The sequence below is a fragment of the Chitinophaga sp. 22308 genome, assembly GCF_052045305.1.
GTDB classification, from domain to species: Bacteria; Bacteroidota; Bacteroidia; order Chitinophagales; family Chitinophagaceae; genus Chitinophaga; species Chitinophaga varians_A.
Genome location: NZ_JBQEOP010000007.1, coordinates 68,271 through 93,140, shown reverse-complemented (window position 1 = coordinate 93,140; position 24,870 = coordinate 68,271). Strand labels below are relative to the sequence as shown.

The following is a 24,870-nucleotide window of genomic DNA, read 5'->3' as shown; positions in this document are numbered from 1 at the left end:
ATGCCTATACCTCTTTCCTCTCAATCCCATCAAAGGGAACCCCGAACTGTTTTGCGTAGACTTCCATTTGTTCCGGTATCAACTCGCTGTTCTCCAGCCAATCCAGTTGAATCTCCAGAGGTTCTCTGCCGTCAGTAAAAAATAATATCAGGTAGACGAACAAACTGCCTTCACCCACCTCTTTCCTGATGGCATAGCTGCGCAAGGAACGCCAGTCATATGTATGCTCTTTATACCAGACCCCTTCCTGGTTCAGTTCCAGCACCAGGGAATGTCGAATAGCCGTCCAGGTGCAGCCGACACAGGCGACGATGCCAATGATCAAAAACAGCCATCCGAAAAATGCAAGGGCGCTACCCGTCGCCAGCCAGTAATAGCCCTGCCATGCAGCCAAAAAGCCAATTATTGCTGACACCGAATAGCCGACGCGATGTCTTCTGTATTGTGCGGTGGGTATTTCCATGTGGTGCGCTTTCCATAAAATTAGGTTATTCCTGTAAACTGCTACCCGCTTCATGCTCCGTTATTACTCATTATTAAAGAATCATACATGAATTAATTTCATTAATAACTACATATTAATCTACTATCTTCATGTAAATCTTATACGCATCAGATAACCATTCATCAACAGTCAACCACCTTAAATCACATGAAACGCTATTTCCTGACACTTGCCGCCTTACTTGCATTCAACTGCCTTTTTGCACAGGAGCTGCCTGCCCGCTGGGACGAACTTGTAGCCAGTGATTTCCCCGCAGCACTGCAAAAGTCTTCAAAGACCTGTATCCTCCCTATCGGCATACTCGAAAAACACGGTCTGCATTCACCGCTTGGCACCGACTTGATCCATGTACGCGAATGGGCTGCCCGTGCCGTGAAATCAGAATACGCCGTTGTGTTCCCGGATTATTTTTATGGGCAGATCAACGAAGCCAGGCATCAGCCAGGCACATTCTCGCTTCCCAACAAACTGATACTGGAACTACTGGAAGCCACCTGCGACGAGATAGCGCGGAACGGCTTCGATAAGATCATCATTTTGAACGGGCATGGCGGCAACCCTGAATTCCTGGAATTCTTTATGCAGGGCTTGCTGAACAAGCGCCACAACTATGCTGTTTACCTGTACCGGCCGGAAAGCGACCCGGAATTCGTCAAAGCGTACCAAAAAAAACACGTCACCGATGTAACCACCGATCTGCATGGTGGCGAAAGCGAAACATCTCTTTTACTGCACTATCGCCCTGATTTAATGCGCATGTCCCGTGCCTCCGGCGAAAGCGGCGTAAACCAGCAACGGTCACAATTACCGGGCCTATACACGCCTATCTGGTGGTATTCCTCCTACCCTAACCATTACGCCGGCGATGCTTCAAAATCCGGCGCTGAACTGGGGAAGTTCATCAGCGATCATGAAATAGCGCAGTTCATTAAGGCACTGAAAGCAGTAAAGGCCGATACTAAAACCATCGAACTGCAAAATGAGTTTTTTGACAGGGTCGATCAATTGAAGTGACCTCCCGGTTTTCATAAGTTCATTTCGGGCCGGCAGTACACGGTTTATGCAACTTTTTCACGGCAGCGGTGTCTTTATCTATGAATTCACTTAAACCCTGGCCCGAATCTATTACACATGTCACTATCATCGCTAAAACCAATTTGCATATTTGCCTTATGCATGCTTTTTTGTAAGTGCCTGTCCGCCCACAACGGGAGTGTTGCTTACGCATATCCGCTTGGTAAGATCGTAGTGGACGGAGACCTGTCTGACTGGCCCAAAGATGCTGTCAGGTATAAGATCGCCATAAGCCCGTCGGACACCAGGCCCCGGGACGACTCCGATTTTTCCGGCTATTTCCAACTGGGTTACGACCTTGGCAATCAGTCACTGTATGTCGCTTTTACCATTACAGATGACGACTTCGTGGAAGACACCTCCAAAAATGTGCGGTGGAACAGCCAGGACGGGCTGGAGGTGAGCATTGATGCCCGTCATCTGCTTTCCGGCTCCGGAGTGGCGTCGTTTATGTACAGCAGAACGCTTCATACCATCAACAATGCCTTCTACGATCCTTTTGCCAGCAAAGCCGGCTGGGACATGATGGAGGTGGCGATGACCCGCAGGGGCAATACCCGTATCTATGAATGGCGTATGCACCTGGGAAATGAGCTGGCCGTAGGCAAATCTATAGGCTTCGATTTTCATGTGTACGACAAAGACAGCGATGGCAGCATCTCCTGGTCTGCCTGGGGAAAGGGAAAATCCAAATACATGAACGCCAACAGTCTCGGTGACATTATTTTCCTGCCTGCCGGCAAAGAACTGTCCACTGTTTCCGGACAACTCAGCTGGAGCCAACCACAAGCCGTAAAGCTACCGGACGTAATTCGGTTCATCTCCCTGGACAATCCCCCGTTTTGGACGACCGCCGCAGTAGACAGCCTTGGAAATTATACCATAGCGGTGCCACCAGGAAAATACCAGCTCGCGCTGCCTGATCCCTACTATAAGTTCAACGGCCAGGTGTACGCTACCGGGCAGAAAGTTCCCATTACTATTATTGCGCGGTCGGGAAGGAAAACTGTGGCGCCTGCATTTCGTATATCATCTGCCCCGGTCCCTGACCTGATTCCCGACAAAGGTGTATTATTCAACTTTTCCGCGTCCAGTGCCAGCCAGATAGATCATTTTATCGAAACCTATCAAGCGTATTATGGCATACCCGGCGTGTCGCTGGCCTTAATTAATGACGGCCGGTTGATTTACCACAAAACCTATGGTGTCAGTAACACGATGACGGGAGAAAAAGTAAATGACAATACGCTGTTCGAGGCAGCCTCCATCACAAAGCCCGTATTTGCCTTTGCGGTTGAACGGCTGGCAGACCGCGGGGTGATAGATCTCGACAAACCACTATATGAATATCTTCCTTACAAAGACATCGAATATGACGAGCGTTATAAGCTGATTACCGCCAGACACGTGCTGACACACAGAACGGGCTTTCCCAACTGGCGCTGGATGAATAATGACGGAAAACTGGACCTGAAATTTACTCCCGGAACAGCGTATAACTATTCAGGTGAGGGTTTTGAATACTTAAAGATGGTGGTGGAAAAAATTACCGGCAAGAAAGTGGAACAGGTACTGCACGAAGAAGTAATTGAACCAATAGGGCTCTACCATACATTCTTTTCAAAAAATGACTCCTTACAGTGGATGGCAGCATATGGCCACTACGATAAGATTCCAAGTAAAAATGAGCTGCCGGAAACCCCTGGCATGGCTTATTCCATGTATACAGAAGCAAAAGTATTCACGCGGTTCATGTTATATTTGCTGGAACGGAAAGGCCTTAAACCGGAAACGTATGACGCCATTATGTCGAAACATTCAGACTTCCCCCCGGAAGACAGGCCCCACAATCCGAAAGATATTGCATACATGGGCATGAGCCTTCAGATCAGGGAAACTCCTTTTGGCAAGACCTTCAGCCATGGTGGCAACAATGGCGATTTCACCTGCAGGTTTGAAGTGTACAAAGACCTCAAAATGGGATATGCTATTTTTACCAACTCCAATACTTCAGATGTTTTACTGGAAAACCTCCACAAGTTCCTCGTAGAAGGCAAAGATGTGAAGCCATAACATGACATAAATAACAAAGGCTTCAAAACAAGTAGTTTTGAAGCCTTTGTTATTTATGTCATTAGTCAATCAAATGTTGGTCTTTTAAAAAATCAAAAATCAATTTATCAACTTCTGAAATTTTATCTTTGTCGGCATACTTTAACCACCTGAGTTCCTCTATCTCTGCGGATTCTTTTAATGTTCCGGTATAATCTGCGGTGTAACAGGTCATCTTCACCAAAACACCGTCCGGATGGCTGTCTGCCTGCGCTTCAAACGTTCCGACGAATTTCAGCGTTTCCGTTTTAAGTTCCACTGTAAGTTCCTCCAATACCTCGCGGCACAACGCCTGCTCATCATTTTCCCCCTGCTCTCTTTTACCCCCGGGGATATAATACTTTTGTTTTCCGAAAGACTTTGTAGATAATATAGATTTATTTTTAATTTCTATCCAGGCCAGCTTGTCAATTATTTTCATATTCTTTTGAGATGTAATGTTGCGTCAAATATAACGTGCTGCAAGTTAAAGATTATTAATACACACCAACCTATTTCATCCCGCTAAAAAACAAGACCTGCGACTTGCGCAGGCCTTGTAATATTCCATCTCGTCACGCTGAACGCATCAGTAATCTCTCAAAGAAGCCATTTTCTTGCGAACAGGCTCAAAGAAACCAACTTCCACAGCATACTGAATCATCAGGTGTACTTTTTCCTCATCGAAGCGCGCCCATCTGAATTTCATTTTCTTCAGGATGGCATTTGTGGCTTCATAACATACCTGGTACGGATGCCCGATATCCTGCCTGTCATCGCCAAAGAGGTCAGCCTGCAGGAACAAACGGTCTATCAGGTCTTTTTTGGTATTGTACGATTGCAGCATTTTCTCCAGGTAAGTATAGGTGTTGGCCAATTCCAGATCGTACCCGTAACTGTTCAGATAAGCCACAAACTCAGCAGCAGAGAGCAGGTGCGGATTACGGACATGGTAATTCCTGTTCAGCAATGCGGGCTTGTCAAAAATCTGCAGTATCGCCGCAGACACCTGGTCGATGTTAGACAATTCCACCTCATTGAATTCTTCCGGCATCACCTGGAAGGAAATAAACCCTTTGATCTGGTTATAGAAGGCATTGTTATCGATATTCTCCTGGAACTTGCCCGTGGCAGAATGAAATGACAGGTGGCCCACGCGATAGATGTTCACATCAATTCCCTCTTCCCTGGCCTTGTCCAGCAAGCGTTCCGCTTCGAGTTTGCTCTTGGCATAGAAGTTAGGCACTTCCTGTCCCTTGAACAAATCGGCTTCGGTGTAGAGGTAGTCGGTACTGTCTTTCGCAGCCATACCTGCCACACTGGTAGTGGAGATATGATGGATGACCTTTTTCTTTCCTGTTTTGCAAAAATCCAATATCGTCTGTACTGAGCGCGTGTTCACCGCTTCAAACTCGCTGTAGCTGCCATAGTGTTTTACGTTGGCGGCCGTATTCAGGATACAGTCCGTTTCGGACATCAGCGTCTCAAACACGGCAGCGTCCATGCCCAGCTGCGGTAAAGCGATATCTCCTTTCCATACCCGCAGGTTTGCCTGGTCTTTGGGCAATGGCTTACCAAAGTAAAAAGCATACTTCTCCGACAACCGGCTGAAGGCCGCTTCATCGCTTTCTGCGCGCACCAGCACGCATACCGGCGTATCGCGCTGTAGCAGGTCATATAACAAATGAATGCCCAGGTAGCCCGTTGCGCCCAACAGTAAGATCTGCTGATAAGTGGTGGTGCTGCTGACGTCCAGCTGTTGCCATGCTTTCACTTCTTCCAGGTATGGCCGTTGCTGTTCTGCCAGCATATGCTGCATTTGCGCTGCCTGTGCCTGCATGGCTTCGTGGTCCGTCTGCGCCGGATCGAACCTGGCCATCAATGCCGCCAGTTTATTTTTAAAGTGATTCTTTTCATAAATCACATATTTAGAGATACCGGCAATGGTGGGATGTTGGAACAGGTCATTGATGGAAACCTGGAAATCCACCTTCATCTTGGCGATCAACCGGATCGCGGTGATAGAGTTACCACCGGCAGCAAAGAAATTGTCGTGTATGCTTAACCGTGGTAAGTTCAGCACCTCTTTCCATATTTCCAGCAGCCGTTCTTCTATTTCGTTGGCTGGACCAGTATCCTGCTGTTGCCCGGTGAGCATCTGGGACGTTGGCGACGGTAATCCTTTCCTGTCAATCTTGCCGTTAGGCGTGAGCGGGAACGACTCCATCGGAATGATCACCGGCGGCACCATAAAGTCGGGCAGCTTGCGCTTCAGATAGGCAACAATAGCGTCTTTATTGAATTCTTCCTGTGGTATCACATAAGCCACGAGCAGTTTATTGTCATGCTCTCCTCCTTTCACTACTACCACCGCTTCATTCACCTGCTCACATTCCTGCAGCACGTTTTCTATTTCACCCAGTTCAATACGGTATCCGCGTACTTTCACCTGCTCATCGATCCGCCCCATGTATTCGATATTTCCGTCCGGCAGCCAGCGGCCCAGATCGCCGGTACGGTACATCCGGGTTTCGCCGTCACCGGCAAAGGGATTGATAACAAATTTTTCCAGGGTAAGCTCCGGACGGTTGAGATAACCGCGGGCCAGACCGGCGCCACTCACACAAATCTCACCTGCCACACCTACCGGGCATAGTCCGCCATGCGCGTCCTGGATATATACCTGCATGTTAGCCACCGGCTTTCCGATCACTACTACGCCGTCTTCCCGGATAGGGTCATCGGACAAGGTGGTGCAGATACTGTTTTCCGTAGGCCCGTAGGCGTTAAGAAACCGTACGCCCCGGGCTTGCAGGAACCTGCCGTCTTCCCGGTTTAACGGCTCACCACAGGACACAATGGTTTTCACCCTGCCCAACAGGTCTTTCATGCTATGCAGGTAGGACGGCGGTAAAAACAACACCTCCACTTTTCGTTTGTTGATCAGCGTTGCAAATCCGGCGGAAGACATCAGGTCTTCTTTACGCGGCAGCACCAGTACGGCGCCATGAGACAATGCGCTGAATATTTCCATGCAGGAGGCATCGAAACCGATAGACGCGAACTGTAACACACGGGAGCCTGTTTGTATCTGCAGCACCTCCTGCTGACAAACCAGGTTCACTACGCCGCCATGTTCCACCAATACGCCTTTGGGTTTGCCTGTAGAGCCGGAAGTGTATATCACATAGGCCAGATCACCGGCTGCCGGACTGTCCGGCAGTGCTGTTACCGGATAATTGGCAAACAAATCCGTGTCTGCGGCCATCACGAGGGTAACACCTGCTGTTGCAGCGCCCAGTCTGTCGCTGGCAGCAGGGCTGCTGACCATAATGCCCGCGGCGGTATCCTCCAGGATGTACTGTATCCTTTCAGCCGGATATTCCGGGTCTACAGGCACATATGCACCACCTGCCTTCATAATACCATATATACTGATAATCATCTCCGGTGAGCGCTCCATACACAAAGGCACCAGCGTGTCCCTGACCACCCCTTTGCTCCGCAGGTAGTGGGCCATCTGGTTAGAGCGTTCGTCCAGTTCTTTATAAGTCAATGTACCATCCTTAAACATCAACGCCACTGCGTCAGGCACAGCCGCTGCCGTATCCGAGAACAAACTCACCAGGGAAGCGCCCTGCGGCACGTCGGTGATATTGCTGTTAAAGCCTTCCAGCAACTGTTGCTCTTCTGCTTCGTCCAATAACGGCAACGCACATATGCGTGTGGCGGGTTGAAGGGTAATGGACCGCAACAAATGCTCAAAATGTTTACCCATCCTTCTCACGGTATCCCCGTAGAACAGGTCCGTACTGTATTGAATGATCAGGGAAAGCCCTTCTGCCGTCTCTTTCAGGCAGAAGTTAAGGTCAAAGACAGACGTGATATGGTCCAGCGGTTCTTCCAACAACTGCACGGCCCCCAATGTCAGCTCGGGGATGTCCGGCGTATTCTGCAACACCAGCATCACCTGGAACAACGGGCTGCGGCTCATATCGCGCTCCGTCACTACAGCGTCCACTATCTTTTCCAGGGGCACTTCCTGGTATTCATAGGCGCTCAACGTCGTTTGTTTTACCTGTTGCAGCAGGGAAAGGAATTCCGGGTTACCGGCGAGATTGCTGCGCAAGGCCAACGTGTTAATGAAGAAGCCGGCGAGGCCTTCCACCTCCTGGCGGATACGGCCGGAAATAGGCGTGCCCACGCAGATGTCATCCTGCCCGCTGTAACGGTACAATAACACATTGAGGGCTGTCAGCAACGTCATGAAAAGCGTCACCCCTTCCTGTTGGGACAGGGCCAGCAACTGTTCCGACAGTTCACGGTCGAAATGCAGGTGTTCCACAGCGCCGTTTTTGCCTTTTATCGCCGGCCTTGTTTTGTCTGTCGGCAGTTGCAGCGCCGGTACGCCTTTCAGGTTTTCTTTCCAGTAAAGCAGCTGCGTCGCCAGTACCTCGTCCGACATATACGTCCGCTGCCAGATGGCGTAGTCCGCATATTGTATGTCGAGTGCGGGCAACTTCACTTTTTCGCCGGCAGCATACCCCTTGTAAAGGGCAATCAATTCCCTGAACAGAATACCGATAGACCAACCATCTGAGGCAATATGGTGCATGTTCATCACCAGGATATGCGTATTGGCGTCCAGTGCGATCAGGTGCACCCGTAACATATGCTCCCTGGTAAGGTCAAAAGGTTTCCTTATCAAACTATGCACAAGGGAACGATAATCCGCTATTGCCTGCGGACGGCCGCACAGATCAATTTGTTGCAGCTGCCATTGCTGCACAGGCAATACCTGTTGACCGGAATGCCCGTCCACCTGTACAATGACAGTCCGCAGCACCTCGTGCCGGTCCACCAGGTCACGGAACGCGTTTGCCAGCGCCGCTTTATCCAGGACGCCTTCCATCCGCAACACTACCGGCATATGGTATTGCACGCTGCCTTCCATCTGATCGATGAACCACAAACGTTCCTGGCTATACGATAACGGAATCAGTTCCGGCCGTTGCTGTGGCGTTACCGCCGGCAGCAGCAAGCCCTTGCCGTGCTGGCGGATAAACGCCGCCAGCCTCGCGATGGTAGGATTGGCAAAGATGGATTTCACCGCCATTTCCACTTCCATTTGCTTACGCAGGGCAGACTGCAGGCGCATGGCCAACAACGAATGGCCTCCCAGCTCAAAGAAGTTATCGTGCACACTTATTTTTTCCACCTGTAACAGCGCACTCCAGATACCAGCCAGCTGTTGTTCCGTTAGGTTACGTGGCGCCACGTACCCTGCGCCGCCGAGCGCGCTCAGGTCAGCTTCGGGCAGTGCGCGTTTGTTGACCTTGCCGTTATTGGTCAACGGCAGTTCCGGTAAAGTGATGAAAAGAGATGGGACCATATACTCCGGCAGCCTGGACTGCATCCATGTGCGCAGTTCCTCTTTGCCGAAGTGCTGCTGTGGCACCACATAGGCTACCAGCCGTTTATTGCCGTATTGATCATTTTTTACAAGCACCACACATTGCGCCACCAGGTCACACTGACCCAGTACGCTTTCCACCTCGCCTATTTCTACCCTGTTACCGCGGATCTTCACCTGGTCGTCCTTACGCGCCAGGTAGTTGATATTGCCGTCGGGCAACCAGCAGCAGACATCGCCGGTTTTGTACAAGCGTCCTGCCCCGGTCACATCAAACGGATCGGCCATAAAACGTTCGGCCGTCAGCTCCGGCAGATGCAGGTACCCTTTGGCCACCTGTACACCGCCGATGAACAGCTCCCCTGGCACTCCAACCGGACAGGGATTACCGTTGGCATCCAGGATATATAGTTTAGTATTGGCAATCGGCTTACCGATAGGCGGCAATACCCGGTGGGCATAGTCTTCCGGCTGTATCGTGTAGGCACTCACCACGTGCGCTTCCGTAGGCCCGTACTGGTTATGCAGTCGGGTATTGCCTTTTTCCAGGAACAACCGGAGGTCATTGCTCAGTTTGAGCTGTTCACCGGCTGTAACCACCTCCTGCAGGTATTGCGGGTAGATACCGCTTTCCTGTGCGTATTCCACCAGGTTTTTTAATACCACATAAGGCAGGAAGAGGCAATTGATTTTTTCTGAGTTGATCTGTTCCATCAGGACGGCCATGTCTTTCCGGCGTTGTTCGTCCACCAGGTGAAGACTGCCGCCAAAACTGAGCGTGAAGAATATCTCCTGGAAGCTCACGTCGAAATTGATACTGGCGAACTGCAATATACATTTAGGCGTCCGGGTATCGATCTCCTGTTGTTGCCAGCAAAGCAGGTTAAACAAGGCCTTGTCAGGCATTTCCACGCCTTTCGGTTGCCCGGTGGAACCAGAAGTATAGATCAGGTAAGTCAGCTTGTCCGGAGAAGTATACCGGTCGGGGTCCGTCACCGGCTGGCCCGATAGTACCGCTTCGCCGGCTGTTGCTGATAATGTCAGTATCCGTTCCGTTGCGATGTCTGCGGGTAAAACCGTCTGGCTGCGCGCATCTGTGATCATCAGGGTGAAGTCGGTGTCGGCCAGGATATAACGGATACGCACTTCCGGATAAGCCGGATCTACCGGCACATAAGTGGCGCCGGCCTTCAGGATGCCGACAATGGCGGTGATCATCTCCGGAGAGCGGGACATACAAACGGGTATCAGTGTATTTTCCACCACCCCTTTTTTCCGGAGATAATGGGCCAGTTGATTGGCCCTTTCATTCAGCTGCCGGTAAGTATACTGTTCCGTTCCAAAAACAACGGCCACTGCGTCCGGCGTTTGCCGCGCCTGCGCTTCGAACAGGTCTATCACCGCCATGCCGGCTGGATAGGTACTGGCCGTATCATTAAAGGTCTGTACTAATTGTTTTTCTTCAGCCGCCGTAAGCATCGGCAATGTTCCTATATGTCTGGAAGGCGCTGTCACCACCGCTTCCAGGAGTACCAGGTAATGTTCCATCATCCTGGCGATGGTAGCCTCCTCATAAAGATCGCTGCAATACTCCACCCGGAAACGCAGCCCGGTAGCGGTAGTGGTAACATCCACCGTCAGATCGAATTTGGAAGTGGTGTTAGGCACCGGCTGTATCGTTACCTGCACATCGTCCAACTGCAAATCCGGCACCTCCGGCAGGTTCTGCATAATAAACATCACCTGGAACAAGGGCGTACGGCTTATATCACGGTCGCTCACCACGGCTTCCACGATTTTCTCAAACGGGGCGTCCTGGTATTGGTACGCCTCCAGCAAAGTGGCCTTTACCTGCCGGAGCAGCGACAGGAAGTCCGGGTTACCGGACAGGTTACTGCGCAGCGCAATGGTATTGACAAAGAAACCGATAAGCGGTTCTATCGTTTGCTGGGTACGGTTGGCAATAGGGCTGCCCACACAGATGTCTTCCTGTCCGCTGTAGCGGTACAGCAACACTTTAAAAGCGGCCAGCATCGTCATAAACAACGTGGCCCCCTGCTGCCTGGACAGCTGGTTTAACCCGGCTGTCAGCGTGCCGTCCACCTCATAGTACAAGGTGTTGCCGCGGGTGCTTACCGTGGCAGGGCGCGGGAAATCGGTGGGCAGCTGCAGTGTTGTGATATCATCCAGCTTTTCTTTCCAGTACGACAACTGCTGATCGAGCAGGGCGCCCTGCAGGTGATGCCGGTGCCACAACGCATAGTCTGCATACTGCACCTGCAAAGGCTCCAGCTGGTGCGGCTGATGCCGATGCTCCGCTTCGTACAGCCGTATCAGTTCCTTGAGCAATATTGACACAGACCAGCCATCAGATGCGATATGGTGCTGCACCACTACAAGGAAGTGTTCACGGGCAGCCAGTTGCACCAGCTGTACCCGCAACATATAATCCGTTGCCAGGTTGAATGGCTGGTTACAATACCTTTCAATTTCTTCCAATACCTTCTCCCGGTCAGCTTCCCCGGTCCTGTCCATCACCTGCAGCTGCCATCCGTCGGCAGGCAGGATATGCTGGCTTAGCTCTCCGTCTTCTTCCAGGAAAACGGTACGCAGCGCTTCTTGTCTGTCTATAATTGTTTTCAGGGCGTTTTCCAGTGCTGTCACGTCCAGATCGCCATCCAGTTTTAACACCATTGGCATATGGTAAGCAATGCTGCCTTCCATGCGGTCTATAAACCACAACCTTTCCTGCGCGGAAGAAAGCGGCAGCTTTCCTTCCCGCGGAGATGCGGTCACGGCCGGCAATACGGCGCCTGGTTGCTGACCACGGATATGCTCAGCCAATGTAGCTACTGTCGGATGAGTAAAGAGGTCACGTATGGGGACCTCAACATTCAGCTCACGCCGTACGGCAGATACCACACGGGTCACCAATAGTGAATGGCCGCCCAGTTCAAAGAAGTTATCATATATGCCTACCCGTGACACCTTCAGCAATTGTTGCCAGATACCTGTCAACGCCAGCTCCGTGGCATTACGCGGAGGCATATACGCTGCTGCGGGCATCAGGGACTGGTCCGGTTCAGGCAAGGCACGCTTATTTACCTTCCCGTTGCTGGTAAGCGGCAGTTTTTCCAGTGGCACCAGGGCTGCGGGCACCATATAGTCCGGCAGCAGCTGTTTGAGATAAGTCTGTATTTTCTCTCTTTCAAAGGCACCTGCCGGCACGATATAACCAGCAAGGTATTTACTGCCCTGCGCATTCGTACGCGCCATCACTACCGCTTGTTCCACCCATTCACACTGTTGCAGCACCCTTTCCGTTTCACCCGGTTCAATACGGTAGCCCCGTATCTTCACCTGGTCGTCTGTACGGCCCAGGCAAAGCACGTTGCCGTCTGCCTGCCAGCATCCCAGGTCCCCGGTCTTATATAACCGTTCGACGCGGCCGTTATCAAACTGATGGGAGATGAACCGTTCTGCTGTCAGCTCCGGTAAGTTGAGGTAACCTATGGCAAGACCGGCACCACCGACATAGATTTCGCCGGTAACGCCCACCGGAACTATCTGGCGGCGGCTGTCCAGGATATATACTTTCCGGTTGCTCAACGGCCGGCCGACCGGCACCGGTACCTTCACTTCACCTGTTTCTACTGTATAGGTAATAGAGAAGGTCGTGTTCTCCGTAGGACCGTAACCGTTAATAACGGTGAGGGCGGGATACCGTTGTTTTAATTTGCTGATATGTTCTTCCGATAGTTTCTCCCCACCGGCCAGCACTACCGATAAGGGTTCAAAAATACTGATGTCGGTATCGATCAGCTGATTGAACCAGCTGGCGGTAAACCACATCATATTTACGTGGTGAGCGCTAATTTCCCGTTTCAGTACCTCGTTGTCCAGCAACTGCTGTTCCGGGCAGAGAATAAGGCGGCCGCCGTTAAGCAACATGCCCCAATACTCAAATGTAGCGGCATCGAAAGAAGGCGCGCCGGTGGACAATAAACTATCCGCCGCGCTGAAGGACACATAGTCCACTCCTTTCACAAGGCTCACCACATTCTGATGGCTTACCATCACCCCTTTGGGCTTACCGGTAGAACCGGAGGTATAAATGACATAAGCCAGGTCCTGCGGAAGCGCCACTGGCAATGGCGTTGACATCGTCATGGACGCCAGCGTTTCAGCCAGCTGGTCCAGGCAGACAAGCTTCATGCCCTTACCTGTCTGCTCCAGCGCTGCTACATGCGTGGTGGTAGTGAGTAGCAGCGTACTGTCGCTTTCGGCCAACATGTAGCTGATACGTTCTGCCGGATAATGCGGATCTACCGGCACATAAGCGCCTCCTGCCTTTAATATCGCCAGGATAGCGGTGATCAGCCATTCTGACCGCTCCATGCAAACGGGCACCCGCATGCCGGATGTTACACCTGCCTCCACGAGGTATTGCGCCAGTTGTGTGGAAGCGGTATCCAGCGCCAGGTAGGTTATTTCCCTACCGTCAAATACCAGGGCTGTGGCATCCGGTGTCAGCGCTACCTGTTCCGTGAAGAGCGCTGTGATGTTTTTATCAGCTGGATAGCTGCTGTCTGTCTGGTTAAAGCCTTTCAGCAACTGCGTTTCTTCCTCCGCCGACAACATCGGCAAAAAGCCTACTGCTGTGGAAGGGCTCCCAACGATGGCCGCCAGCAGTTGTTTGAAGTGCCTGATCATTTGCAGCACCGTCTCTTCCCTAAAGAGGTCCGTGCAGTATTCCACGCTGCCTGTCAGTCCTCCGGCAGTTTCTTCTACGGTGAAATTAAGGTCTACCTGCGCCGTGGTATACGCGATCCTTTCCGGTTGCAAATACGCGGCGCCCAAGGCGAGATCAGTGGCCACCGGCATGTTCTGCAATGTAAAGATCACCTGGAACAGCGGGCTGTAACTCAGATCACGTTCCTTCACGACTGCCTCCACCACTTTTTCAAACGGCACATCCTGGTGCTCATAGGCATCCAGCGTCATATTTTTCACCTGTTGCAACAAAGTGGCAAAGGTTGGGTTATCATGCAGCTGCGTGCGCAGTGCCAGCGTATTGACAAAACAACCGATCAGGCTCTCCGTTTCCTGCCGGGTACGGCCTGAAACAGGACTGCCTATGGTGATATCTTCCTGGCCGCTGTAGCGGTAAAGCAACACATTAAAAGCCGCCAGCAATGTCATGAACAGGGTAGTTCCCTCCTGCTGCGACAATGCCTGTAACTGTTGTCGCAGGGTATCGTCGATATGGAACTGTATAATGGCGCCCCTGTTGGAAAATACTGCGGGACGGGTATAGTCGAGCGGCAATTGTAACGTGGGCGCATCCGCCAGCTGGCGCTCCCAATAGGCTTGTTGCCGCTCCAGCACTGTTGCTGACATATAAGCACGTTGCCAGCGGGCATAGTCCGTATACTGGATGTCCGGTGGAAGTAAAGCCGGTACTTGTTGCTGGTCCAATGCCGCGTACAGCTCCATCAGCTCTTTGACAAAGATGCTGACGGACCATCCGTCGCCGGCAATGTGATGCAGCGTCAGGGCGAGGATATGCTCCTCCGCTGCCAATGTGATCAGTTGTCCGCGTAACATATGGTCGGCAGACAAATTGAAAGGCTTATCAATCAAGGCTTTCACAAAGGCATGCAAATCGGTAATATCTCCCACGAGCTCCTGGCGGCTGATTATTTCCAGTTGCCAGCCATCGCGGTCCATTATCCGCTGATGCGGCTGTTCGTCAATAACGGTAATGACAGTACGTAGTACAGTATGCCGGTTGACGATCTCCCGGATGGCCCTTTCCAGCGCCTGTTCGTTGACCGCTCCCGTCAGCCGGAATACCATTGGGATATGATATTGAATACTGCCGCTCAGCCGGTCGATAAACCAAAGCCTTTCCTGTGCAAAGGACAATGGTTGCGGGCCGGTATATGCTTCCGCCGTAATTCCCTGTTGCACTGGCCCTGTCTGTTGCATGATACAGGCGGCCAGGCCTGCTATGGTAGGATAATTGAAGATGGTCTTCACCGGTATCTCGGCCTTCAACTGCTTTCTGATGGCGGATTGCAGGCGCATGGCCAAAAGGGAATGCCCGCCAGACTCAAAGAAATGGTCATGTATGCCAATGCGCTCCCGGCCAAGCAATTGCTGCCAGATGGCTGTCAGCATGATCTCCGGTTCATTACGGGGAGCCATATACGCTGCATCTGAGAGCGCGGCGTCATCCGGCGCCGGCAGGGCCTTTTTATCCACTTTCCCATTAGGAGTAAGTGGCAATGCTTCCACGGCTATCAGGAAAGAAGGTACCATATAATCCGGTAACCTTTCTTTGAGATAGGCCTGTATGGCTTCTTTATCAAAGTTGTTTTCCGGGACCACATAGCCGGTCAGGTATTTATTTTGTTGTTTATCTGTCCAGACGGTCACCACGGCCTGTTTAACGGCAGGGCAGCCTTCGAGCACGCGTTCTGTTTCACCGGGTTCAATGCGGAACCCGCGGATCTTCACCTGTTCATCCACACGGCCCATATAAACGATGTTACCGTCAGGCATCCAGCGGGCCAGGTCGCCGGTGCGGTACATTCTGGCGGCCGGGTCATCCGTGAAAGGATCCGGTATAAACCGGGCAGCGGTCAGTTCCGGGTCCAGGTATCCTTTGGCTACACCATCGCCGCCCACATAAAGTTCTCCTGTTACGCCAACCGGCACCGGTTGCCCTGCACTGTCAAGGATATACGCTGTCCGGTTGTTCAACGGACGGCCGATAGGCACGTTGCCGTTAACTGTCGCTTCATGGATACGGTAGTAAAGGGAGAAAGTCGTGTTCTCCGTAGGGCCGTATATGTTAGTCAGCGCGATATGCGGACAGGCACGTCTGAATTTGTCCGCATGTTTTTCCGATATTTTCTCCCCTCCTGTCAGCACTTCCTGCAACCCCGCAAATACCGTGATGTCCATATCTATCAACTGATTGAACCAGCTGGTGGTAAAGAACATTTTGGTAACGCGGCGCTGATAAAGCTCCTGCCGTAGTAATTCGATGTCCAGCAGACTGCTTTCCGTGCTCAATACCACACAACCGCCGTTCAACAGGGCGCCCCAATATTCAAAAGTGGTAGCGTCAAAGGAAAGAGAGCCGGCGGAAAGAATGACATCGTCTTTGGTGAGCGTCATATACTCCTGCGACTTCACCAGGCTCACCACATTTTTATGTGTAACTGCCACGCCTTTGGGCTTACCGGTAGAACCGGAGGTATACATGACATAAGCCACTGTCTCCGGCGAGGGCTGTTCTGCCAATGCATGCGCCGGATATTGCAACAGGGCAGGATTATCATCTATATACAGTATCTCTTTATCAGCAACGATTTTCAGGGTGTCCTTCCAATTCATGTCGCTTATCACCAGCGGGCTGTCGCAATCACCCAGTAACTGCAAGGTCCTTTCTGCAGGGTATTCCGGATTTACGGGAACATAGGCGCCCCCGGCTTTCAGAATCCCCAGCACCGTTACCATCAGGCCGGCAGAGCGTTTCATGCATAAGGGCACATATGTGCCTGCACTCAATCCTTTACTGCGCAACTGGTGTGCAAGGCGGTTAGCCGCTTCATCCAGCGCTTTATACGTAAATGACGTTGTATCATATACCACGGCAATAGCATCCGGCGTTTGGGCCGCCTGTTCCTCAAAAAGCGTGGTGATGCTCCTATCCGCAGGATAAGGGATGGTTGTCTGATTAAAATCATACAACAGCTGTGTTTTCTCCGCCGCTGTCAATAAGGTAATATCCGCGATGGTATTGACAGGCCGGGTAGCTATCTGTATCAGCACCTGTTCAAAATGAGCGGCTATCATCCGGACATAAGCGCCGTCCAGCAGCGTTTCGTTATATACCAGGCCGATATCAATCCCTTCAGCCATCATCACACGAAGCGTTAGCGGATAGTTGGCCTGTTCCTGTACCTGGAAGTGTTGCAGTTGCAGTTTCCAGTCGGGAGATTGTAAAGCAGGGTTCACCGGATAGTTTTCAAAAACCAGGAGACTGTCAAACAACTCTTCGCGGATGCCTGTCCAGCGTTGGATGTCATTCAAGGCCGCATACTGGTGTTCACGGCTTTGCAGCTGCGCCGCCTGTATTTCCTGCAGCCAGCCGGCGATTGTTTGCTCATTGGCCAACGCGGTGTACAGTGGCAGCGTGTTGATATACAAGCCGATTTTTTTATCTGCACCAGGCAGTTCATCCGGCCGGCCGGCGACCGTCACGCCGAACATGGCGGCAGGCTTGCCGGTATAGCGGGACAACAGGTACGCCCACACGCCCTGCACCAGCGTGTTGAGGGTAATACGTTGCTGTTGTGTATACGTTTCCAGTTGCTGACGGGCCACAGCGTCCAGATGCAAACCGGTTTCCCGGAAGCGCCCTTCCCCTTTTGTACGGGAAGCCGTGGTAGTAACAAACGGTAAGAAACATCCTTCGGTCACCGCATTCAGATAGCCGCGCCAGTAGGTTTCCTCAGCAGAAAGGTCCCTGTCTGCCAGGAAATGGACGTAGTCCGCGAATTCATCTGTCTTCAGTGATGGCAGGGGCTTATTGGTAACGATAGCTTCGTAAGTTTCCACCAGTTCGCCAAGCAGCACCGGCAATGACCAGCCGTCCAGCAGCAGGTGATGGTAAGTCCATTGCATACGATATTTGTCATCTTGCAGGCGGAATAACGTGATACGCATCAGAGGCGCTTTTTCAAAGTCCAGCCCCAGTTTCCGGTCTGCCGCCATCCAGGCGTCAAGTGCTTCCTGCTGTGCCGCTTCCGTCATGTGGCGGTAGTCCAGCACTGTGAAAGGCAATGTAACCTGATGGTACACGCATTGCACCGGGATACTGCAAATCTTTGCGTAGAACGCGCTGCGGAAAATAGTATGATGCTGTAACAGGTATTCCCAGCTTTGTTGAAATGCCGCTACCTGCAAATGGGGAAGCTCGCATCCAAACTGTTCGATGTAGGCACCGCCCTTTTCATCATACAGTCCGTGGAACAACATCCCCTCCTGCAATCCGGTGAGCCGGTACAATCCGGCTACCTGAGATCTCCTGGAAAGGCCTGCTTCCGTAGCATCGAGGAACAGGTCCAGCTCATCGTTGGTCATCACATCACCCAGTCCGTAATCAGAAGGCGAAGCGACCGGCGCTTGCTGGCTGCGGTCTGCACAATGTGTGATGAGTGTTTCCAGGTGATGACGGTAGTCTGCCGCGATGGCTGCCACTGTGGCCGCATGGAAGTGCAGCCGGCTATAGCTCCATTCCATAACGAGCTCGCCGTCACGAATCATGCTGTTGACAGCCAGTTTTTCCGGCACGATACGTTGCGGCTCTCCGCCGGCTTCCAGGGAAGACAATGACGTTTTAACTGCCCCTTGTCCCGCAGGCATGTTGTCTGCCTGGCCGAGGTAGTTAAAGCCTGTTTCCCAGGGCACAGCGCCTTGCAGGGTTGCCTGTTTGCCGATATATTTGCTGATGCCGTAGCCGATGCCCTTGTCAGGCACCTGCCGCAACTGCTCTTTTATGTCTCTGATCAGCCGGCCGGCAGGCGTGCCGGCAGCGGCTTCCAGCCATACCGGATATTGGCTGGTGAACCAACCGATGGTGCGGTTAACCGCCACGCCCGGCGCGATCTCCTCCCTGCCGTGCCCTTCCAGTCCTACCAGTACGCCTGCGCCTTTGTTCCAGGCCGTCAGGGTCAGGGCCAGCGCGGCCAACAGGATGTCATTGATTTCCGTTTTATAGGCCGCAGGCACTTCCTGTAACAGGCGGCGTGTAGCCGTTGCCTCAAGGCGCACTGTTTCCCTGCGTATATCCGATACAGTTACCTTTCCGGTATGTGTCAGATCGGTATGTAATGGTGCGCATTTAGCCACCACCGTTTCCCAATAACGTTGCTGCCGCTGACCATGGCTACTTTGTGCATAGGCTGTCAGCGCATCGTGCCACTGACGGCAGGAACTGCCCTTGGCGCCCAGTACGGCATCTGCCGTCATGGTGGGTTGCTCCAGCAGGCGGTTAAGATCTTCCAGAAGGATACGCCACGATACGCCGTCGATGGCCAGGTGATGTACTACCAGCAATAACCGGTTGTTGGCCTCGTTGGCCGGCGTTTGGATCAGGGAGGCCTGCAACAGCACACCATTGAAGATGTCCAGGCGTGCCTGGCTTTCAGCTACGCAAACGGGGACATGCTGCTGCCAGTTGTCCGGCATGCCGCGCAAGTCCTCAATACGCAAGACCGCCTCCGCTGCGCCATAGGACTGTTGCCAGCCATCAGCATCCTGATGATAGGTAAAACGAAGTGCATCATGGTATTGCACCAGTTGCCGGAGGGCGGCTTCCAGTGTTACAGGTGACAGCTGCTTATCTGTTTCCAGCAGCAGCTGTTGCGTAAATGAGGCCGGTTGGCTGTTGCCTTCTTCTTCGAAGTACCAGTACTGGATAGGCAGCAGCCCGCATGTACCTGTCAGTTGCCCTTGTTCGCCGATGGCGTGTTCCGTTTTTTTCACGGACAGCAACTGCGCCAGCGCGGCTACTGTCTGGTGTTTGAACAGGTCTTTTGCTTTCAGCTCATGTCCCAGTCTCCTGGCACGGCTCACCACCTGCATGGATACGATGGAGTCGCCTCCCAGCTCAATGAAGTTATCGTATATCCCTACCCGTTGCAGTCCCAGCAGTTCCTGCCAGATTGCCGCCAGCTGCCGCTCCGCTTCATTACGCGGCGCCACGTATTCCTGCAGCTGAAGGTCGCCTGCTTCGGGCGCCGGCAGCGCTTTTTTATCCACCTTGCCGTTGACCGACAGCGGTAGCTGTGCCAGTTCAATGAGTACCGATGGCACCATATATTCCGGCAGTTTTTCTTTCAGCCGGTTTAATACGGCCATCTTATTATAACCCGCGCTGGTGGTCACATATCCCACGAGGCGCTTGTTGTTCCGTTCGTCTGTCCATGCGACTGCCACAGCGTGTTTAACACCTTCGCATTCCTGCAAAGCATGGCCGATTTCGCCTAATTCAATACGGTAGCCGCGGATCTTTACCTGGTCATCTATGCGGCCCAGGTATTCGATATTGCCATCTGGTAGCCAGCGGCCGGTATCTCCGGTTTTATAGAGCCGGTTGCCTGCAGCATCGGTAATAAATTTTTCTGCCGTCATTGCCGGCAGGTGCAGGTAACCATTTGCCACCTGCGGGCCACTTATATACAATTCTCCGGTCACGCCCACTGGCAGTACCCGCTGATGAGCATCCAGTATATGTATCCGCATATTGGCCACGGGTTTCCCGATGGTGATCAGTTTATCCTCCGGTTGTATTTGTGCCACAGACGACCATACAGTACATTCCGTAGGCCCGTATTCGTTATACAGCGCCGCTTTTTTCACCTCTCTGAAGTGACGCTGTGCCAGGGAGACTTCCAGCGCTTCGCCTGCCAGGATAACGGTGGACAGGGCGGCATGCTGCAACAGTCCTTCTTCCAGGAGAAACCGGTAATAGGAAGGCACACACAGCACCATATCGGTATGGGTGAGTATTTCCCTGACGGTCTCCGCGTCTTTTAACGTCTCCTCCCGGCATACGATCAGTCTGCCACCGGTACACAACGTACCGAATATGACCGCTACCGAGGAATCGAATGAGAAAGAGGGCACCAGCAATGCTGTGCCGGTGCTGCCATAATAGGCTATTCTCGCCTGCGTGGAAGCCACCAATTGCTGGTGTGCTATGGTGACACCTTTCGGATTGCCGGTAGAACCGGACGTATAAATCACATAGGCAGCGTGTTGCGGTTGCAGGGCCGTTTCTACCGGTGTTACAGGGTACTGTGACAGTACATCCGCCAGTTGGCGGACATCAATAATTTCCGCGGTGGTGTATTGTTCCAGTGGCAGATTGCCAGTCACATTGCTGACCACTACTGCCGCCCGGGTGTCCTGTAGCATGAAAGTGATCCGGTGTTGCGGATAGGCAGGATCTACCGGCACATAGGCTCCGCCGGCTTTCAGCACCGCCAATATTCCGATGATCATTTCTGCGGAACGGTCCATACATACCGGGACAAAAGTATTTTCCCGCACGCCTTTTTCACGGAGGTAATGCGCCAGCTGGTTGGCCTTGTCATCCAGCTGCCGGTACGTGAGCGTTTGGTTTTCAAACACCAGTGCTTCGGCTGTTGGACGGAGCCGCACCTGCTCTTCTATGAGCGCATGGATAGAATGATAAGGCGCAACAGCTATATTGTTATCGTTAAAGGCAGCCAGCAGCGCTTGCTCCTCTTCCGGTAGGATACTTATCTCATCCAGTTTCCGCTCCTGTGTGCCGCCTAATTGCTGCATGATATATAACAAGCGCTTCACCAATAAACGTATATCCGTTTCTGTGAAATGCGACGGGTAATAATCCGCTTTCAGTTGCAGTGGCTGTCCTTTCCCGTAATCGCGCCAGAGCAGCTCCAGCGGGTAACGGGTGATCTCACTTGTCAGCTCCCGGGTAACAGCCTGAACATCTTCCCCGAAATCCAGGTGGAGGTCGAGGTTAGCATGGTTGACAAGGATGTCTACCAATTGTTCCGTTGTACCGTTAAGTTTCAGCCAACGGCTCAGGTCAGCTATCTGGTAATGCTGATGTTGGTTGTCGTTTTTTCTGGCAACGGCAATATTCTCCAGCAGCGCAGCTACGGTATCTTCCTGTTGGTAAATGCCCTGAAACGGCGTGATACCGGAAAACATACCGGCGATTTGCTGCAATGCTTTATCCTTTCTGCGATGTACCGGTGTGCCGAATACAAATGCAGCGTGTTCAGTTGTTTTCGCGAAATAAATGGTGAGCGCCGCCAGCGTCAGCCGGAGCAGATTGGCCTGAGTGACCTGTTGCACGTTTTCCAGCGCGGCTTTTTCCTCAGCCGTAAATTCCAGGACGAAGGTCCGGCATTGGCGTGGATGCCCATCTGCGCGGTGGTACCTGTGTTCCAGCAGTTGGACCGGCTTCTTACCGATCATCTTTTTCCAGTAGGCGGCGTCTTCCTGGTATGCCGGCGATTGTTGGTAAGCGAGAGCGTCGCCCGCTGCTGACACATAGGAAACCGGCGACCAGTCAAGCTTCGTTCCCTGGAGTAAGGAGCGGTATTGGCTGGCTACGTACTGGTAGCTCGCGGCCAGTCCGTAACCATCGATGATCAGGTGATGATATTTACAGAAATACCAATGTTCATCCGGCGCTATGGACAACAGGTATTGTTCGCAGAGCGCATTTTCTTTTTGAAGGATGAAAGGTGTTTCGAGGCGTTCCCGTATCCATTTTTCTACGGCATCCGGCTGTGTACCCGTGAAATCCATACATACGACTTCCTGTCTGATGAAGCTGTCGTCCACATAGGCTTGTGGCGTATGGTCATTAACGTCAAAACGCATCCGGTATACATCAAATACGGCTGGCAACGTTTCGGCGGCGGCGATGAATTTTTCTTTGTGGAGAGGCCCGGTGATCCGGGTTACACCTCCAACGTTGTAGGTCGAGTTTTCTGCATTGATCAGTAAATCCATCAGGATATCCCGCTGGGCAGGATGAATGTGCGTTGCGTGTAGTGGCATGGTCTAACGGTCATTAATTGATGAGGAAATAAATCAGGCGTGTACCTGAAAACGCTGTCCTTCTCTGTTATGACAAGCAATGACAATGCTTGTCCAACAGGCTACAGCAGCTGGCAACAGGTTAAAAAGCGTCAGTATGTTTGTGCAGATAATCGTATTACATGATCAATGAATATCGTTATTGATGTGGTAATCGTTGTACTGCCGGCACCCTCAGAGAAACGGGTGCGATAAACAATTTCTGGATAGTAATTTTGAGTTCATGTCTGTAGGGTATTTTATAATAGGAAAAATTTTTACCTGCTTATAGTCATGACTATAAACATGGAAACACACGTCATGACACATCGTGTCTGGCAATCTGGTGTATGATATCATAAAATCATTGCATGAAGGTCCTGATATTGCATTTGCAATACGGCAAAAACCTCAGCCAGCCTGATATTTTTTTGTTAAACACACATGACTTCTTAAGTCAAACAATAACAGGTCACTATTAAAAAATCATGTCAAAGTGGTAGAGTTTCTCATAAGCCCAGGGCTTTTAAACAAGGTTCCGCAGTTTTTTAATACGATTTTAATCGGGTTTCGGAATTGGCACGAACAAGGCATTTAGTCTATCACTAAAATTGCGGCATGAAGGTAAATAAATTTCATAACTAGACAAAAAAAATTGGATTAACGATTGCGATATAATTTGCGCAGCACTGAAATTATTTCGCAGTAAAATAAGCAGGCCGGCCGGTTTCACAGCGTGGCATCCGGTTTTACTTCGTACATTATCTCTGCGTCTATGCCGCAAAAAAGTCAAAAAAAATGTGGTTTCTTTTTTGTAAATTCCAATACTCAAATATTCCGTCAACAACGCTCAAAATAACCTTTCAAAATGTAACCGGCATGATGACAGACCCACTGCATTCCGATCACACCCATATCTTCCCTTCACAGAGAAGCCCGCGCCTGTTTTCCTAACCCGTAAAACGATTTGTAATGAAGCCAGCACAATTTAACCCAAGGGACTATTTACCTTTAAATTTCTATCCATGGCCCAACCTGGTCAACCCACATCTTGAACAAATGGGCAGGGATATGGAATCCTGGATCGATAATGACTATACTTTCCTGACACCTGAACAGGTATTGAAGTACAAAAAAATGCGGCTACATGCCTGCACAGCCTGCATGTGGCCTGATTTAACGTACGAGCAAACCATTCCCTGTAACAGGTTTATGCTCCAGTATGTTGTGCTCGACGATCAGCTGGAAGATTTATCGCTTGAAGAAAAGCAACAACAGCGTATCCGTTGCATGGAAATTCTGAACGGCGCCGCCCTGTTGCCGGAGGAAAATGCAATTTACCAGCACCTGGCGCTTATCCGGGACGAGTTCCGTGCGTTTATGCCTGAAACATGGATGCAGCGTTTCATTCGATACTTCTATCTGACATTCAGGTATGGAATTGAAGTCGAACATTCCTATAAAGCAGCCAATCAGCCCCCACCCTCTTTCGTTGTTTACAAAGCAATCCGCGAATATGCCGTGCTGATGTACCCTTACCTGGTCCTCGGGGAGATTGAATCGGGCTTGGTTTTACCCGATCATATCATTGACCATTGCGTCTTTCAGCGAATGATGACCCTGATGGTGAGAATTATAATATGGCAAAATGATATTCACTCCTTACCCAAAGAGTTGGCCAAAGGAACAGAGGTTTTTAATGTAATTTTTGTACTTCAAAGGCAGTATGGCCTTTCCCTGGAAGATGCCTGCAAAGAGACCTTGCGGATTCATAATGCGGACCTTGACGAGCTGCTTACTTTACACAAAGAGTATCGGGAATTCGGAGAGTACCAGGAACATGTGGACAAATTCGTCTACTATTTTGGGCTTGGCGTTCAGGGGGTGAATACATTTTATGTACAGGAAACAGAAAGATATTTACCCGGAGGAAAAGGATTTGCATGGCCGGAGAAAAACACTGCTATATAAGACAACTTAGGCATTGCCTGCCGTTATGTTATTTCCAATTATAACGTGAACGACCCAACGCCCTGCCGGTCTTAAACAGCCCTGCATATCCCGGTGGGGTTATCTGTTCTTTTTTGATCGATGTTGATTCTTTTTTTACACAGTATAAATATTA

The 24,870-nt window shown here is 51.3% G+C and carries 6 protein-coding genes; 3 read left to right on the top strand and 3 right to left on the bottom strand.

The genetic code is table 11. The features are described from left to right. Positions 1 to 4 precede the first annotated feature (4 nt). Positions 5 to 463 carry a hypothetical protein gene (locus ACTJJS_RS26360; protein ID WP_440666319.1) on the bottom strand — a complete coding sequence of 153 codons (459 nt, stop codon included), beginning with the start codon at positions 461 to 463 and terminating at the stop codon, positions 5 to 7. 189 nt (positions 464 to 652) lie between these two features. On the opposite strand from ACTJJS_RS26360, the gene ACTJJS_RS26355 reads away from it, so the two are divergent. Next, a complete protein-coding gene (locus tag ACTJJS_RS26355) occupies positions 653 to 1,519 on the top strand; it encodes a creatininase family protein (RefSeq protein WP_440666317.1) in 867 nt (288 codons plus the stop codon). 162 nt (positions 1,520 to 1,681) lie between these two features. Further along, positions 1,682 to 3,652, top strand: coding sequence for a serine hydrolase (locus tag ACTJJS_RS26350; protein WP_440666316.1), 1,971 nt, complete (start codon positions 1,682 to 1,684; stop codon positions 3,650 to 3,652). A 61-nt stretch (positions 3,653 to 3,713) separates the two neighbouring features. Here ACTJJS_RS26350 and ACTJJS_RS26345 read toward each other — a convergent pair whose 3' ends face one another. Both ACTJJS_RS26345 and ACTJJS_RS26340 read right to left on the bottom strand, forming a co-directional pair. Then, positions 3,714 to 4,112 (bottom strand): NUDIX hydrolase, encoded by a 399-nt coding sequence (locus tag ACTJJS_RS26345; protein WP_168874003.1) that lies wholly within the window; start codon positions 4,110 to 4,112, stop codon positions 3,714 to 3,716. 147 nt (positions 4,113 to 4,259) lie between these two features. Next, complete coding sequence (locus ACTJJS_RS26340; protein WP_440666314.1) at positions 4,260 to 22,727, bottom strand: non-ribosomal peptide synthase/polyketide synthase; 18,468 nt, start codon at positions 22,725 to 22,727, stop codon at positions 4,260 to 4,262. Positions 22,728 to 23,717: 990 nt separating this feature from the next. Here ACTJJS_RS26340 and ACTJJS_RS26335 point away from each other — a divergent pair. Continuing rightward, entirely contained in the window at positions 23,718 to 24,716 is a 999-nt protein-coding gene (locus ACTJJS_RS26335; RefSeq protein WP_168874001.1) for a terpene synthase family protein, read from the top strand. Positions 24,717 to 24,870: the final 154 nt, after the last annotated feature.